The sequence below is a fragment of the Alteribacillus sp. YIM 98480 genome (assembly GCF_009765375.1).
Taxonomy (GTDB): domain Bacteria; phylum Bacillota; class Bacilli; order Bacillales; family Marinococcaceae; genus Alteribacillus.
In genome coordinates this window covers 157,782-174,857 of the sequence record NZ_VTOK01000003.1, presented here as the reverse complement: position 1 = coordinate 174,857, position 17,076 = coordinate 157,782, and the positions used below count along the sequence as shown (strand labels likewise).

Below are 17,076 nucleotides of genomic sequence, written 5' to 3'. Positions count from 1 at the left end.
GAATCTATCTTGTGAAATTAAAACATGCATAATATACTTTTTACGTAAAGGAATTGAAACACTTATTTTTAAAACTTAACTAATTAGTAAGAGTGATGTTTAACTTGACCATAGAAAAGTGAGTGAGATCACCTTAATAAAAGTCATGATGCCACCTATAAAAGAAGGCGTCATTTTTTTGAACATAGGAGGATTTTTTATGTCCAATTATAACGTAAATAACAGCACAGTAAATGCGCTTCTTAGTTGGATTGAACAAGATATTATTGCAATTCCAGAAATACAGCGGCCGTTTGTATGGAAGTCTGCGAAAGTTAGAGATCTAATGGACTCATTATATAAGGATTATCCAGTTGGATACATAATTACTTGGCAAAACCCAGAGGCACGATTAAAAGACGGTACGATTTCTCACGGTAAAAAGATTTTAATCGATGGCCAGCAACGTGTGACTGCTTTAATGGCAGCAATTTCAGGGAAGGAAGTCGTAGATCATGACTATAAGAAAAAACGGATAAAAATTGCTTTTCATCCTATTGAGGAAATATTTGAAGTTCAAAACCCTGCTATACGTAAAGATAAAAGGTGGATTCCAGATATAGCAGAAATATTTCAACAAGGTTTCGATACATTCGGCTTTATTGATAGTTATTGTAGTGAAAACCCTGAAATTTCTAGAAATGAATTAAATGAAATCATTCAGAAATTAACCCAGGTAAGGTATAGTTCCATTGGTATTATAGAGCTGGCCCATACCCTTGACATAGAAGTAGTTACAGAGATTTTTATCCGTATTAATTCGGCAGGCGTCAATTTGAGCCAAGCTGATTTTGCTATGTCTAAAATATCTGTGAATGATAAATATGACGGCCCTCTAGTCCGTACAACGATTGATTATTTCTGTAACTTAATTAAAAAGCCTTCTGTTTATGACAACATTAAAGATAACGATATAGAATTTGCGAATACGGAGAATTTCAATAAAATCAAGTGGGTAAAAGATTATAATACTAATATTTATGAACCTAGTTATTCTGATTTATTACGCGTGGCCTTTACTTTCAAATTTTTGCGAGGAAAATTATCAAATTTGGTAAGTCTCTTATCAGGTAGAGACTTTGAGACAAGAGAATATAAGGAAGAAATTACGGAAGAATCTTTTGAGAAGCTCTATGATGGTGTATTGAAATTTATTGATGAAATGAACTTTAAGCGTTTTATAATGGTGCTAAAATCGGCAGGGGTTATAAACGCAAAATTAGTTCGTTCTCAAAATGCGTTAAATTTTGCGTATGCTTTGTTTTTACTTTTAAGAGAAAAGAATATAAACGCATCGGATATAAATAAAATTGTACGTAAGTGGCTAGTGGCTTCTATTTTGACAGAAAGATATTCGGGTTCTCCAGAATCTATGTTTGATTTTGATATCAAGCGTTTTGCCGCTAATGAGAACCCTATGACATATGTAAACAATGTGGAGGCAGGCGAATTATCTGATGCTTATTGGGATAATATTTTGATAGGAAACTTGGACACATCTGTATCTAGCAGTCCATACTTCAACTTATATGTCATGTCACAAATCTATGATAACGATCATGCATTTCTTTCAAAATCTATTACGGTCCAGCATTTAATTGAAGAACGCGGTGATGTTCACCATGTCTTTCCAAAGAAATATCTTCAGTCTAATGGTTACAACAATAGAAGACAATATAACCAAATAGCGAATTATGTTTTTACAGAGCAAGCTGTAAATTTAGCCATAAAAGCGGAGGCCCCTAAATCCTATCTAAGTAAAGTAAAGGAACAAATAAATAATGATAAATTATTGATAGGGGAAATAGATAATGTAGATGAGCTAATAAACAATATGAAAATGAATTGTATCCCAGAATCCATTTTTAATATGGAAGCCAGTGAATATGAGGAATTTTTACATGAACGAAGAAAACTGATAGTAAACAAGATTCGAACATATTATGAAAGGCTATAACAAAGAATCCAGTAGACTTAAAGGTTTGAGACATACGTCTCTTAAGATCTGGCATCCTCGCTCTTTTGAAATAACCCTTCAACTTTTACTACAGTTGAGGGATTACAAGTTTGTTTAACCTGAGTACACCCTGTACAAACAAATCGGAATCCTATAAAATCAGGGTATTCACGTGTTCAAACAGACTTGTTCAATAGGTAGGAGGAAGGAAGATGATTTTTGGTTATGCCAGAGTAAGTTCCAAAGATCAAAATTTATCTCGTCAGATAAAAGAGCTAGAGGAATTTGGTTGTGAACGAATTTATGAGGAAAAACAATCTGGGAAAGATCTAAAACGACCTGTTTATCATGAGATGAGATCGAAAATGCGTTTTGGGGATGTCCTGGTCGTTCATGATTTGAGTCGTTTCGGTCGTAATAAAGAAGATATTCGAAATGAATGGAAGTCTTTAATGGAAGAAGAGATTGATATCGTGGTGTTAAATATGCCGATTCTTGATACAAGGAAGTACAAAGATCTTGAGGGAGTAGGACAGCTGGTATCCGATATCGTTCTCACTTTGTTGTCTTGGATGGTGGATGAAGAACGAGAACGCATCAGAGCCGCACAGCGTGAGGGAATCGAGATTGCTAAAGCTCGAGGGAAGTTTAAGGGTGGAAAGAAACGTTATCATGCAGGAGCTACGGGGAAAGACAAGGTGATTTATGACCGGGTGGTACAATTATTAAAGACAGGAAAGAGCGTTATGGATATACATAGGGAAGTGGGGATATCAAGAAATACTGTGTATAGTATTAAAAGAGAATTGAATGAGCAATAAAGCGTCTTTATAAATAGAAATAGAATCAAATTAAATCTATTCTTTCTTAGAATGAAGAAACTTGTATTAAATGGTAATATGGAACTAGGTATCTAGTCAAATACCATATTTATATAGAGATAGATTAAAAAGGAGCATCATTATGATAACTGGTGAAGTAAAGAACAAGGTCGATAAAATATGGGAACATTTCTGGACGGGTGGAGTAACCAATCCGTTAACAGTCATTGAACAATTTACATATTTATTATTTATTAAAGGTTTAGATGATATACAAAACCGTATGGAAAGACAAGCCATGATTACTGGCAAATCAATAGAACGTCCTATATATACAGAGGATGAAAAACATTTACGTTGGTCTAACTTTAAAGAAGAAGAGTCTGAGGACATGTTTAAGATCGTTAAGGATGAAGTCTTTCCACATATGAAAAAGGTGAGAGAACAGTCTTCTCGTTTTAGTAAACATCTTGAAAATGCAGTTTTCGTAATTCCAACTCCATTACTCTTACAACGGGTTGTAACGGGAATTGATAACGTATTTAATGATCTTCCATCTCAAAACAAAGATGCATTGGGTGACCTTTATGAATATTTGTTGTCTAAGTTATCTCAGTCTGGAACGAATGGACAGTTTCGTACTCCACGTCACATCATTGATATGATGGTGGCTCTAATGAAGCCCACACCGAAAGATACCATAGTAGACCCGGCGTCTGGTACAGCTGGTTTTCTTGTGTCTTCGGCTGATTACTTGTACAAACATCACCATGACGATATTTTTATTTCCAATGATAAAGAGCTGCGAGACCATTATAATAACACAATGTTTAATGGTTTTGACACTGATTCAACCATGCTTCGTATTGGGGCTATGAACTTAATGCTGCATGGTATCGAAAATCCGAATATTGCACAGCTTGATTCCCTATCAAAATCTAATATAGAAGAAGAAGCCTATACATTATGCTTGGCTAATCCCCCGTTTAAGGGGACACTCGACTATGAAGAAGTAAATCCCAATCTATTAAATAAAGTTAAAACAAAGAAAACTGAACTTTTATTTTTATCGCTTATGGTACGTCTATTAAAAATTGGCGGCCGGTGTGCGGTAATCGTTCCAGATGGTGTTCTTTTTGGGAGCTCCAAAGCACATAAAGATATTCGAAAAGAACTTGTAGATAATCAAAAGCTTTCAGCTGTCATTTCTATGCCATCGGGTGTATTTAAACCGTATGCCGGAGTATCGACGGCAGTATTAGTTTTTACAAAAACAAATAATGGTGGAACGGAAGACGTTTGGTTTTATGACATGCAAGCAGATGGTTACTCTCTTGATGACAAAAGAACCCTGCTTGATCAGAGCAAACATGAAGAGAACAATATACCAGATATAATTGAACGTTTTCATAGAACGACAGAAAAAACAGAATGGAAACGTACTGATCAATCCTTCCTTGTTTCAGTCGATGAAATTCGCGAGAACGAATACGATCTCAGCATGAACCGTTATAAAGAAGTGATGTACGAAGAAGTGGAATATGAAGAGCCAGAGGAAATCATCGCTGATATTAAAGAGTTAGAAAAAGAGATTATACAAGGGCTTGACGAGTTGGAGGATATGGTGAAATGAGTTACGAATTAGTTGCACTTAAAGATGTTGCTCGAATTGTAACAGGTAAAACACCATCTAAAAAAAATCCATCATATTATGGTGGAGACGTTCCTTTTGTCACCCCGGCTGAGCTTTCTTTTAATGAGGTGAAAATAGTAAAAGAGGCCAATACATTCTTGACTGAAGAGGGAGCGAAAGTTTCAAATATTATTCCAAAGAATGCTGTTTTGGTCTGTTGTATTGGTTCGCTTGGGAAAGTTGGGATTGCTGGAAAAGAATTAGTGACAAACCAACAGATTAACTCGGTGATATTTGATGAAAATAAGGTATATCCTAAATTTGGTTTCTATGTATGTAGTCGGTTAAGAAAAGAATTAGAAAGCAAAGCTCCATCAACTACGGTTTCTATTGTAAATAAGACCCATTTTTCTAACATGGAAATTCCCCTTCCTTCTCTTGAAGTGCAAAAACGAATTGCGGAGATACTAGATAAGGCGCTACGTATAAAAAATCTAAGAGAGATGGCTGTAAGTAAGCTGAAAGTGCTAAAGGAGAGTTACTTTCAACACCTATTCGGCAATCCAATGCAAAACCAAAAAGAGTGGGAAGAGGTCCTATTTGGAGATATTTGTGATACTAAACTGGGTAAAATGCTGGACAAGAAGCAAAATAAAGGAATAGATTCCTTTCCGTATTTAGCAAATCGAAATATTAAATGGGATTTCATTGATTTTGATGATTTAGCTCAAATGGATTTTGATGAAGACGAACAAGAAAAATTTCGATTAGTGGATGGAGATATATTAATTTGTGAAGGTGGAGAAATAGGAAGAGCAGCCATTTGGAAATTTGGAGATAAAGATATCTTTTACCAAAAAGCCCTTCATCGTGCGAGAATTATTGATGACCGTGCAACACCAGAATATTTACTTTATGTGCTAAAGTTTTATTCTAAGCATGATGGTTTTAAAGATTTTTCAACACATTCAACAATTTCTCATTTAACCGGAAAAAAATTAAAATTATTACCGGTTCCTTTGCCAGAAATAAGTGTTCAAAGAAAGTTTTCTAAGATCTGTAACCGTATAGATTCTGTAATTACTATTTATGAAAAATCAAACAGTAGAATAGACGAAAATTATCAATCTCTTCTCCATCGAGCATTTAAAGGAGAATTAATTAAAAATAAAGTGAGGTGAGCTAATGCCTTACAACGTAGATATTATCAAAGAAAATTGGTCAAATATATACGAAGCTGCACTAGAAGCGGAGAAGAATGTGTATTCTGCTCCGCGTACTTCTCTTTTTTATAGTCGGTTAACGTTAGAACGTGCAGTACATTGGTTGTATGCAAACGATGATTACCTTCAAAAGCCAGAACGAAGTGATTTATACACCTTAATGTATGAAAGAACTTTCCGTGAGAATTTAACACCTAGTTTATTTAAACCAATCGATTTGATTCGGCGTTTGGGTAATCAGGCGGTCCATAGTGATCAAAAGGTAACCAAAAAGGAATCGTTAACTGTCTTTGAAAATCTCTTTCAGTTTATTTATTGGCTGCAGCGTTACTACAGTGAAAGTCCCCAGAAGAAAGTAGCCTTCAATCCTCAGCTCATTCCAACAGATAAAACAAAAACAGACAAAAGTGCCCTAGAATTGAAACGAATTTCCGAGCAACTAGAGAAAAGAGATCGTGAGCTTGAAAAGATGTTACGTGAGAATGAAGCCTTACGTAAACAAATTCAAATAAATAAAGAGAACAATGCAAAAGACGTAGCTAAAGATACTAAGTCTTATTCGGAAGCAAAAACAAGGCAGCTATTTATTGATCTCATGCTAAAAGAAGTCGCTTGGAATCCGCAAGGTCAACATGTGGAAGAGTTTGAACTTGAAGGAATGCCAAACCGAACAAATACAGGGTTTGCTGATTACGTTCTGTGGGACGACAATGGCCAACCCCTTGCAGTAGTGGAAGCAAAACGAACTACAAAGAGTCCGGCAACAGGAAAAAAGCAGGTCGAGCTATATGCAGATGCACTTGAAAAGCGCTTTGGGCAGCGTCCAGTTATGTTTTATACAAACGGATATGAAACATGGTTGTGGGATGATGCTATGTATCCACCACGCCAAGTCCAAGGGTTTTACACAAAGGATCAGTTGCGCTTAATGATTCAAAGACGTTCTACAAGAAAAACATTAGCAAACCAAACGGTAAATACAGATACGGCTGGGCGTTATTATCAGATAGAAGCGATTCGTCGGACTGCAGAGGCATTTGACCGTAAAAAGCTTCATGCTTTGTTAATTATGGCCACAGGAACCGGGAAAACACGAACAGCTGTTGCATTAGTGGATCTTCTTATAAAAGCAGGATGGATAAAAAATGTACTTTTCCTTGCTGATAGAAAAGAGCTGGTAAGGCAAGCGAAAAATGCATTTAGTCAGCATTTACCTCATACCTCTGTGGTGAATTTATTGGAAGAAAAAGAAGACGATACAAGCCGGGTAGTCATCTCTACGTACCCCACAATGATGAATTTTATTTCGCAAACGAACACCTCAGAGCGTCGTTTTAGTGTCGGACACTTTGATTTGCTCATTATCGATGAATCTCATCGTTCCATTTATAAAAAATATGGGGCCTTATTTGACTACTTTGATGCATTAATGCTTGGTTTAACGGCGACCCCAAAGACGGATATAGATAGAAATACGTATCAAATCTTTGAGTTAGAAGATAATGTTCCAACGTTTGCTTATGACTATGAACAAGCTGTCGAAGATGAATTCTTAGTTCCGGCGCAGCCTATCAAAGTCAACATGAAAATTCCCCGTTCTGGTATTAAATACAGCGAATTATCAGAAGAGGAGAAAGAAGAATATGAGAAAGAGTTCACAGACGAGGTAACGGGTGAAAAACCAGAAGAGATTAGTTCGGATGCCATTAACTCTTGGTTATTTAATCGGGATACTATAGAAAAAGCCTTAAAATTGTTAATGGAAAAAGGGATTAAAGTACAAGGTGGAGATGAATTAGGAAAAACCATTATTTTTGCGAAAAATCACACGCATGCAGAATTTATCATGAAACGGTTTAACGCCTTGTTTCCCGATAAAAGAGGCAAATTTATGGAGATTATTGATAATCAGGTGTCGTATGCCCACTCGTTATTGAATGATTTTAAAGTAAAGGATAAAGATCCTAGAATCGCAGTTTCTGTAGATATGCTTGATACAGGGGTAGATATTCCTGAGATTGTAAACCTTGTAATTTTAAAGAAAGTGAACTCTAAAGCGAAATTTTGGCAAATGATTGGCCGTGGGACAAGACTTTGTGAAGATCTATTTGGTCCAGATCAAGATAAACAAGAGTTTTATGTGTTTGACTTTGGAGGAAACATTGATTTCTTCGAAGCTTTTCCTGAAGGTAAAGAAGCAAAAGCACAGGAATCGTTGAATGAGCAGCTTTTTACAACCAGGGCAAAGCTTATTTATCACTTGCAAGATGAGAAAGAACAAACGGAATTACGAGAAGGGTTAATTGATTACGTGACTAGCCAAACACGTCAGCTGAATGAAAATCATTTCCTTGTCCGACCTCATCACCGACAAGTAGAACGATATCGATTAAAAGAAGGATGGAATCCATTAAGTGAAGATAGTTTACGAGAAGCCATTGATCATCTAAGTGGTATCGTTACTTCTGAAGAAGAGGAAGACAAAAAGCGTTTTGACCTACTTATGTTGCGCTTGCAACTTGCATTGGTGGAACCTAACACTAATAAGAATACAAAGCGCATGGTAATGAAAGTTAAAAAGACAGCTAGCCAGTTAGAAGAGAAAACGGTTATTGATGAAGTGGAAGATGCTCTACCTGTGATCGAAGAAATTCAAACGAATGAGTTCTGGGAAAAAGCTTCTCAGGAAGATTTGGAAGATGTCCGTATTGCTCTGAGAGACCTTATTCAATACATCGATAAAAAGCAACGCAAAGTTGTTTATACGGATTTCGAAGATGAAATTGAAGATATTGACTATGACTCTGAAATGCCACAGACCACTGATTGGCGGGACTATAAATTAGAAGTGAACCGTTTTATCCGCAACCATCAGGACCATATTACCATTCAAAAAGTGTATAAAAACAAGCAAATAACCAAACAAGACCTTGAAGAATTAGAGAACATCTTATTCAATGAAGGAAACTTATCTAAAGAAGAATACGCGAAACAATTTGGGGATGAGAAGCCTCTAACCATGCTAATTCGGGAAGTCCTAGGTATGGATCAGGCTGCAGCAAAAGAAGCTTTTGCAAAATTCCTTGAAGGTAGCACCTTAAATGCCAATCAAATTCGATTTATCAACCAAATCATTGAGTTCTTTGCTAAAAATGGAACTCTCGATCCCTCCTTGTTATTCGATGAACCATTTACATCCATTCATCATGAAGGAATTACTGGGTTGTTTGATGATGACACGGCAATGGAATTGGTTAATGCTATAAATCAATTAAATGGATCAACCAGGATTTCTTAAAGAAAAGTTAGCATTGCATATGTCATTTTCAGCGTGTTTAGAATGTTTGTCCTCATACAAGCACGCTGTTTAATGACAAGATAACTTGTGGGAAATGGTGTAATCAAAACTTGTAGACCTTCTTTTCTTAAGCAGATTAACGGAAAATTGAGGTAAAAAGTGGTAAAATTGACTTATTATAATATAAGGGATGTATTTGTAATGATTGTGAATAGACAAGTTACGTTTTTTGTAAATGAATTTGCTAAAGAAGTAGAAGAGGAGAATGCAGCTATTTTCGCAGGAGCTGGTTTATCAATCCCAGCAGGTTATGTAAATTGGCGGCAACTGCTCAAACCGCTAGCAGATGAGCTTAACCTAGACATTAATAGAGAATATGATTTAGTAACACTAGCCCAATATTACTGTAATGAAAATCAGGGTAATAGAAATAGGATAAACCAGTTAATTATGGGTGAGTTCTCTCAAAATACAACTGTTACAGAAAACCATAAGATTCTATCAAGGTTGCCGATACATACATACTGGACTACCAATTATGATAAGTTAATAGAAAAATCCCTTGAGCAAGAGGGGAAAGTTCCAGATGTAAAGTATACGATTAACCAACTAGCAACTACTAAACCAGACAGAGATGCAATAGTTTATAAAATGCATGGTGATGTTGATCATCCAAATGATGCTGTAATCTTAAAAGATGATTATGAGTCCTATTTTTTAAAAATGCAACCTTTTATTACAGCATTAAGTGGAGATCTAGTTTCAAAAACGTTTCTTTTTATTGGTCTAAGTTTTTCTGACCCTAATTTAGATTACATATTAAGTCGAATTAGAAGCACATATGATAATAACCAGAGAAGACATTATTGTTTATTGAAAAAAATAGAACATGAAGATGATGAGAGCGATGAGGAGTTTGAATATCGCCAGAGGAAACAAGACCTTTTTATTAATGATTTAAAAAGATTTAATATTACAACAATCGTTCTAGAAAGTTATGAACAAATTACAGAAATTCTTCAATTGATAGAAAACAAATTACGTAGAAAAACTGTGTTTATATCTGGTAGTGCTCACGAATATAATCATTGGAGTAGTGAAGAGTCTCAGAATTTCGTTCATCTATTAAGCAAAGAGTTAACAAAACAAAAATTGAATATTGTTTCAGGATTTGGATTAGGAGTTGGTAGTTTTGTTATAAGTGGAGCGTTGGAAGAAATTTATATGCACCAAGGTAAAATCAACAATAATCAATTAATACTAAGACCTTTCCCACAAAGTGTGCCAGGTAATCAGAGCTTAAGGAACTTATGGCAGGAATATAGACAAGATATGTTGTCTAGGTCTGGAATAAGCATTTTCATATATGGTAATAAAATTCAAGATGGTAAAACTGTTATAGCTAATGGTGTCCTTTCAGAATTTGAAATAGCAGTTCAAAATGGAAATGTGATAGTGCCTGTTGGAGCAACTGGTTACGCTGCTAAAGAAATCTGGGAAAAAGTGAATACTGACTTTGACAAGTACTTTCCTAATTCTGATCAACAATTAGTAGATCAATTTAATCAATTAAATAACGAAAATCTCTCTTATGAAGATATTGTTAAAGAAATTATAAATTTTGTTAACCTATTAACTTAAGATAAGAATAAAAGGAGAAATGGTAAATGGGTAGAAGAGTTTTTTTTAGTTTTCATTATAAGCCCGACAACTGGAGAGCAAGTCAAGTAAGGAATATTGGAGCGATTGAGGGAAATACACCAGTAACAGACAACGATTGGGAAGAAATAAAGAGAGGAGGAGACAGAGAAATAAAGAGGTGGATTAACGATCAATTAAAAAATCGTTCTTGTACAGTTGTTCTAATAGGGGAAAAAACAGCAGGCAGGAAATGGATAAAACATGAAATCAAAGAATCATGGGAACAAGGAAAAGGAGTAGTGGGAATTTGTATACATAACTTAAAGAACAAGGATGGGGTACAGTCAAAAAAGGGTAGAAATCCTTTTGATGACTTTACTATTAATGGTGAAAAACTTTCAAGTATCGTAAAATTGTACGATCCCCCATATTCTAGGAGTACTAATGTTTATAGCTATATAAAAAATAACATAACAGATTGGACAGAAGAGGCTATAGAAATAAGAAAGCAATATTAATAGAAAATTTTGTAACCTATGTAATTATATATGTAGAATGAAACAAAAAGTAACCAATCTTTTTTGAATAATGCTTCGCTTTGTCAGTATGAACATCAGCAGATCGCTAAGTCTTTCGTTTATTTAAATATCTATAAAAGGTAGCCCTACTTACCCCAGCAGCATCCAATATTTCTTTAATACTATATTCCTTACTATCATACATCTTAAAGGCCAATTCCAGCTTGGATTGGTCTTTTCTTGGTCTTCCGCCTTTCCTTCCCCTAGCTCTTGCTGCATCTAATCCCGATTTTGTTCTTTCTGAGATAATGTCGCGTTCAAATTGAGCAAGCCCACTGAAGATGGTGAAAACGAGTTTTCCCATTGCCGTTGTCGTATCAATGTTTTCATTAATGGAGACAAAGTTGATGCCTTTCTCCTGGAAGTCATTGATTAAGTCCACTAAATGTTTTGTACTCCGACCGATCCGATCGAGCTTGTAAACAACAACGGTGTCTCCTTCACGGAGATATTTGAGCATTTCATTAAATGCCGGCCGATCTTTTTTGGTCCCCGTTATTTTTTCGGAAAAGATGTTTTTCTCTTCAACCCCATATTTCTTTAAAGCATCAAACTGCATATGTAAATTTTGATCCTTAGTACTGACTCGAGCATAGCCAAATAACATTTTTGTAACTCCCTTTTGATTTTACTACCTTTTATGTTATCAAAAAGGATATAAGAAGTACATATTGTAACTTTGATTTTGATACGACTTTTGAAACCTGAGTTCAGCCCAAATTCCGGGAATTTTTCAGAGTTTCAAATGATCATACAACTTGTCTCAAAAACGAACGGTTTATTGTAATAAAAAATTTTGATGAAGTGAAGCCGCATTCCTCCAATGAACAATGCGGCAATAAAAAATAGTTGATTCCTTTTATTATTCCATTCACCATTACATACGAACAAGATTAGCGATAAAAAAATGTTTAAGTATCCTTCACAATAGCACCTTGTAATTGAGTATCATATTTCAAAAATCATTTCAATTAAGTTTGGTCTATTTTAGGTTCTTTTTAGTTTAGTGAAATATCTTTTACCTCTTTAAAGGTTGTTATTTCCTTTGTTACAGTTTCTTTCATTTTCTTCCCACACTTTTCACTACATAGAGCAAAGATGCCATCAGTTCCTTGATCCTTTGCTTCTGACTCTCTAGCTGTCACAATCATGGGAGCACTAGTATTTAGAGTACTTAACCTTATTTGAATAATTGTTCCTTCACTATCCGAGTAATTATACTGGACCCAAGATTTCAGACACGAAAAAAGGATGTGTTAAGGTGTGGGTATGAAACGAAAACGATATACCCCAGCATTCAAAGCGCAGGTTGTGCTTGAAATCTTGAAGGAAGAAAAATCGATGAGTCAATTAGCTTCGGAACATGGCATCCACGTGAATCAGCTGAGCCAGTGGAAAAATCAAGCACTAGAACAGTTGCCGAACCTATTTGACAATCATACGAAAGGCGTGGACAAGCTCAAGAAAGAACAGGATGAAGAGCGAGAGGCACTGTATGCGGAAGTAGGCAAGCTCACGACCCAGTTGTCGTGGCTTTAAAAAAAATCTGGCCTCGAAAACTAGAGAAGAACGTGTGGAGCTGATAGACTGGCATGATCCGGATCTGACCATCACGGAACAAGCAAATCTATTAAGTATCAACCGTACCTCTCTTTATTACAAACCTGTCCAGCCGTCTCTTGAAGATGTTCAAATAAAACATCGTATCGATAAAATCTACACGAAATACCCGTTTTATGGATCGCGGCGAATGACCGTCCATTTGAATAAAAGGGGGATCGAGATCAATCGCAAAGCCGTTCAGCGTCATATGAGGGAAATGGGCATTGCGGGGATTTCCCCGGGTCCTAACCTCAGTAAGCGCCGCCTGACCCATCATACGTACCCTTATCTCCTAAGAGGACTTGCCATTACGCGGCCCAACCAGGTTTGGGCGATTGATATTACGTATATTCGAATGAAGCAGAACTGGATGTATTTGGTCGCGGTGATCGACTGGTACTCGCGATATGTAATCAGTTGGGAACTCGATCAAGTGCTTGAAATGTCCTTTGTCCTGCACGCTGTGGAAAAGGCTCTTGAAAAGACCACGCCAGAGATCATGAATAGCGACCAAGGCAGCCACTTCACCAGTACCTCCTACACAGATCTCTTGAAAGAGCGTGAGGTCAACATTAGTATGGATGGAAAAGGGAGAGCATTGGACAACATTATTATTGAGCGTTTATGGCGAAATGTGAAGTATGAAGACATTTACTTGAAAGAGTATACCACGCCCCGTTCTGTGCGGAAGGGCGTTCGTGATTATTTTATCTTTTACAACGAAGAACGACCGCATCAATCCCTTGAAGATCGTCCACCAGCCGAGATTTACCTGCCCTGATAGATCGTCTTCACCCTTTTCGCCATTATCTTTATGAAGCAAGAACCCGTCAAGGGAAAAAACGCCCTTGACGGAACCTTTCCCCATAAAGGTCGAGTGGTTAAGGGTGAATCAGATCGTTCTGTGATTTCCTTTTCCCTCCAAGGTAGCCTCTCTATCTCAAAAGGAGTCACACCTTATTTATTTTAAATAAGTGTCTTGACAAAGGGGTCCACTATAAATCTACGCCTTCCGCAAATTTAACACTTAATCCAAATAGATTATGATCTTTAATTTTTTTCCTGCACCACGCACATCTCAACATTGAATGTCACCTTCCTTAAAATGGATTTTTTGTACTCTAACAAAGATTGTTTTTCCAACTCTAAAATAGTAGAAATTCATCTTACAATAATGTAAGCTACTAATAATTTGCAGGGGGTTCAATGAGAAGGTTTCTTTATAAATTAAAAGAAAGTTTAAGAGGGGCAAGGTGAAGTGAATTTGTTTTGTAAATGATGATAGAGAGAAATAGGAAAATGCGGTGGTTTTAAAGATAGAAACATGGCGTCGTTGGTACGAAATGTTATACGCAATTCAAAAAAATTTGGTCTTAAGGTAAAATAAAGCTAGACTTACAAAGGGAAACAGAGTTGATTTTTTAATTTATAGAGACTTAAACAATTATGAGTAAAAACATTTAGGAGGAAGCGATCATGAAAAAGAGGAATAAAAAGGAGTTGCCATTAGAGCAACGTGATGAATTAATGAGAACATTGAAAGCCCGTTTTGAAAAAAACATGAACCGCCATAAAGGTCTTGAATGGGCTAAAGTCCAAGCGAAGCTGGAAGATAATACAGAAAAACTGTGGATGCTCAATGAAATGGAAAGAACTGGCGGTGAACCGGATGTTGTTGAACATGATGAAAAGAAGGGCCAATACATTTTTTATGATTGTTCAGTGGAAAGTCCTAAAGGTCGCAGAAGTGTTTGTTATGATCGTGAAGGGCTGGAGTCAAGGAAAAAGCATAAACCAGAAAATAACGCTATTGATATGGCAGCTGACATGGGCATTGAACTTTTAACAGAAGAACAATATCGAAAGTTGCAAACACTTGGAAACTTCGATAAGAAAACGTCAAGTTGGGTGCAAACCCCCTCTGATATTAGAGAACTCGGTGGTGCTCTTTTTTGCGATTTTCGCTATGGACATGTCTTCGTGTATCATAACGGTGCATCCTCTTACTATAGTGCCAGAGGGTTCCGTGGCTCGCTAAGGGTCTAAATGTTGCAGTGACAGCTTAATTTAAATTGGAACGGATCCCTTTTGAAAGGCTTTAATTTCTTTCTTCAACGAACGGACGCTTTAACGGAGGAAAGCTCACAGAAATGATCAAACTTTTTATAAAAATAAAATACAATACTAGTGAATCTAACGAATAAAAATCAAATATGAAGAATATGGGGGGGGACGACAAAAGTTCCGGTCCTTATTGATGGAGACTGCGGCTGATTTTTTTGGTATGACTGTATTTTCGTCCAACCATAAAAATAAGCGGTGTCCCTATGATTGTAGGTAAAAACCAAAACAATAGAACAGGAAATTCATTTAACAAAGGAATTTTATGTACATTGACTACTAGAGTGGCAGTGACGATACCTATATAGGAACCTAACATCCCTCCAATATGAGAAGACAGCCAGTTTTTCCACTTCTTTTTACCTGCTGCATAGCCAAGTAAAGCAAGTCCGTACGAAAACAGCGCTATATAGAAGAGATACTGGCTTTTTTCCCAATGTAAAATAGACATACCAACAGCAGTCCCAAACACAATGATGTAACAGCCATGGTATATTTCACCAGCTCTGGAATGCTTTCCTTTTTTCTTTTTTGAAAACATCGCAAATAAGCCGCTTATTAAACAAATGGCACCTGTAAAAATATGGATAGTTAATAATAGGTTAAACATACGATACCACCTCAAAAGTTGCAGGGAAAAAGGATTACTTAAACATAAGTTTAACTGATATTTTTGGAAAAGCAATAATCTTATCTATATCACATTAGAAAAGATTATTGGTCATATAGAAATAAATCCACAAGGAAACGAGATTTTTATGTCTCTTTCCTTTTTGACCCCAGAAGCTTTATAAAATAACGCGTTCTTTCTAGTCATATAAAGGTAGCAAAAGTGGAAGATCGGGGGAGCCCATATATGCTGGATTTCATTCGTATATATGGGTTTTGTTTTATACTTTAGGAGTTATAATGTTGTTAAAAGATCAAAGTATAAGCAAAACTACTTCTGCCATTTGGGTTTGGCGGTAAGGCAATTTTTTCTATTACGTTAAGAAAGTTTTGCTTGGAAGATACATTTACATGGATTAAAGGCCACATACACAGCAGCAAAATTAATAGAACCTTTCGAAACCATACATACTTTGCCCAAGAAAACATATCTTTAATTAAAGAAGAATGGTTACGATTTGTAAGTGCTGGGAGGAACGAAAGTATGTTTCGAGGGTTTCATACATATGTCACTGATTTTACTGGTATTTTAGTGATTGGCTTTGTTATCTATTTTATTTATATGACCGACTGGTTGGGACAGAACTGGCTGCAATCTCTGCCGGAATCTTTTCAACAATTAAATACTATTTTTTTAAGTATTTTAATAGAAGCCATTCCCTTCGTTTTAATAGGTGTGCTGATTGCCGGTTTTATCCAGATTTTTATTACGGAAGAACACATTGAGCGCTGGATTCCAAAAAACAAAATGTCAGCTGTCACAATGAGTTGTGTTGTTGGTGCCTTTTTTCCTGCTTGTGAATGTGGGATTGTGCCCATTGTAAGAAGACTTGTGAGAAAAGGGGTGCCGATTTATGCAGGAGTTGGCTTTCTATTAACAGGCCCGTTAATTAATCCTATCGTTATTTTATCTACGTATATGGCATTTGGAAATGATGCGAAAATGGCGGGATTACGAATGGGAATAGGGTTTTTGGCAGCATTTATTATCGCATTTATTGTGAGTATTTTCTATAAATCTACTCAACTAAAACATCCGCAGGATACAACAGCTGAACCTAACCCTAAGCATAAACCTTCTTTTTTTCAAAGACTAGCAGACATGCTGAAACATTCCATCGATGAATTTTTTGATATGGGGAAATTCTTAATTATTGGAGCGTTTGTAGCGGCATTTTTTCAAACGTATGTGTCTTCGTCCTCTCTTTTTGTTTTTGGAGAAGGTCTTGTGGGTTCTATGCTTGTCATGATGGGACTAGCTTATTTTTTATCGCTTTGTTCAGAGGCTGATGCATTTATCGGTGCATCGTTTAGAACCTTATTTTCGCCTACTTCTATATTAGCATTCCTCGTTTACGGCCCTATGATTGATTTAAAAAATACGATTATGCTGCTTAGTGTGTTTAAAACAAAGTTTGTTGTAACGCTATTATGCTTAATAACTTTAGTTGTATTTATATGTGTTGGTGCCACCAATTTATTATAAGGCAGGAG

At 36.1% G+C, this 17,076-nt stretch carries 12 protein-coding genes; 10 read left to right on the top strand and 2 right to left on the bottom strand.

Translation table 11 applies throughout. The annotated features are described in order from the left end of the window. The first annotated feature begins 199 nt into the window (after positions 1 to 199). From FZF09_RS05615 to FZF09_RS05585, 7 genes are all read left to right on the top strand, one after another. Complete coding sequence (locus tag FZF09_RS05615; protein WP_158735592.1) at positions 200 to 1,996, top strand: GmrSD restriction endonuclease domain-containing protein; 1,797 nt, start codon at positions 200 to 202, stop codon at positions 1,994 to 1,996. Between the two features lie 212 nt (positions 1,997 to 2,208). Beyond that, positions 2,209 to 2,817 (top strand): recombinase family protein, encoded by a 609-nt coding sequence (locus FZF09_RS05610; RefSeq protein ID WP_158735591.1) that lies wholly within the window; start codon positions 2,209 to 2,211, stop codon positions 2,815 to 2,817. A gap of 142 nt (positions 2,818 to 2,959) precedes the next feature. Next, on the top strand, positions 2,960 to 4,450 hold the full coding sequence (locus FZF09_RS05605) for a class I SAM-dependent DNA methyltransferase (RefSeq protein WP_158735590.1): 1,491 nt from the start codon (positions 2,960 to 2,962) through the stop codon (positions 4,448 to 4,450). Continuing rightward, a complete protein-coding gene (locus tag FZF09_RS05600; protein ID WP_158735589.1) occupies positions 4,447 to 5,631 on the top strand; it encodes a restriction endonuclease subunit S in 1,185 nt (394 codons plus the stop codon). The genes FZF09_RS05605 and FZF09_RS05600 overlap by 4 nt, the downstream gene beginning before the upstream one ends. A gap of 4 nt (positions 5,632 to 5,635) precedes the next feature. Continuing rightward, positions 5,636 to 8,971 (top strand): DEAD/DEAH box helicase family protein, encoded by a 3,336-nt coding sequence (locus FZF09_RS05595; protein ID WP_158735588.1) that lies wholly within the window; start codon positions 5,636 to 5,638, stop codon positions 8,969 to 8,971. 201 nt (positions 8,972 to 9,172) lie between these two features. Continuing rightward, a complete protein-coding gene (locus FZF09_RS05590; protein WP_158735587.1) occupies positions 9,173 to 10,612 on the top strand; it encodes an SIR2 family protein in 1,440 nt (479 codons plus the stop codon). Between the two features lie 26 nt (positions 10,613 to 10,638). Further along, a complete protein-coding gene (locus tag FZF09_RS05585) occupies positions 10,639 to 11,130 on the top strand; it encodes a TIR domain-containing protein (RefSeq protein ID WP_158735586.1) in 492 nt (163 codons plus the stop codon). A gap of 106 nt (positions 11,131 to 11,236) precedes the next feature. On the opposite strand, the gene FZF09_RS05580 is transcribed toward FZF09_RS05585, so the two are convergent. Further along, complete coding sequence (locus tag FZF09_RS05580; RefSeq protein WP_158735585.1) at positions 11,237 to 11,797, bottom strand: recombinase family protein; 561 nt, start codon at positions 11,795 to 11,797, stop codon at positions 11,237 to 11,239. A gap of 662 nt (positions 11,798 to 12,459) precedes the next feature. Here FZF09_RS05580 and FZF09_RS05575 point away from each other — a divergent pair. Continuing rightward, positions 12,460 to 13,573, top strand: a protein-coding gene (locus FZF09_RS05575) for an IS3 family transposase (protein WP_158735698.1) whose coding sequence is annotated in 2 segments (ribosomal slippage) — positions 12,460 to 12,726 and positions 12,728 to 13,573 — 1,113 coding nt in all. Because the reading frame shifts where the segments join, the coding sequence is not laid out codon by codon here. A 695-nt stretch (positions 13,574 to 14,268) separates the two neighbouring features. Further along, positions 14,269 to 14,838, top strand: a complete 570-nt coding sequence (locus tag FZF09_RS05570; protein WP_158735584.1) for a DUF4256 domain-containing protein — start codon at positions 14,269 to 14,271, stop codon at positions 14,836 to 14,838. Positions 14,839 to 15,043: 205 nt separating this feature from the next. Here FZF09_RS05570 and FZF09_RS05565 read toward each other — a convergent pair whose 3' ends face one another. Then, positions 15,044 to 15,523, bottom strand: coding sequence for a DUF2306 domain-containing protein (locus FZF09_RS05565; protein ID WP_158735583.1), 480 nt, complete (start codon positions 15,521 to 15,523; stop codon positions 15,044 to 15,046). Between the two features lie 543 nt (positions 15,524 to 16,066). On the opposite strand from FZF09_RS05565, the gene FZF09_RS05560 reads away from it, so the two are divergent. Further along, the gene (locus FZF09_RS05560; protein ID WP_158735582.1) at positions 16,067 to 17,068 is read left to right on the top strand and encodes a permease; all 1,002 of its coding nucleotides are present in this window, start codon (positions 16,067 to 16,069) and stop codon (positions 17,066 to 17,068) included. The last annotated feature ends 8 nt before the right edge of the window (positions 17,069 to 17,076 follow it).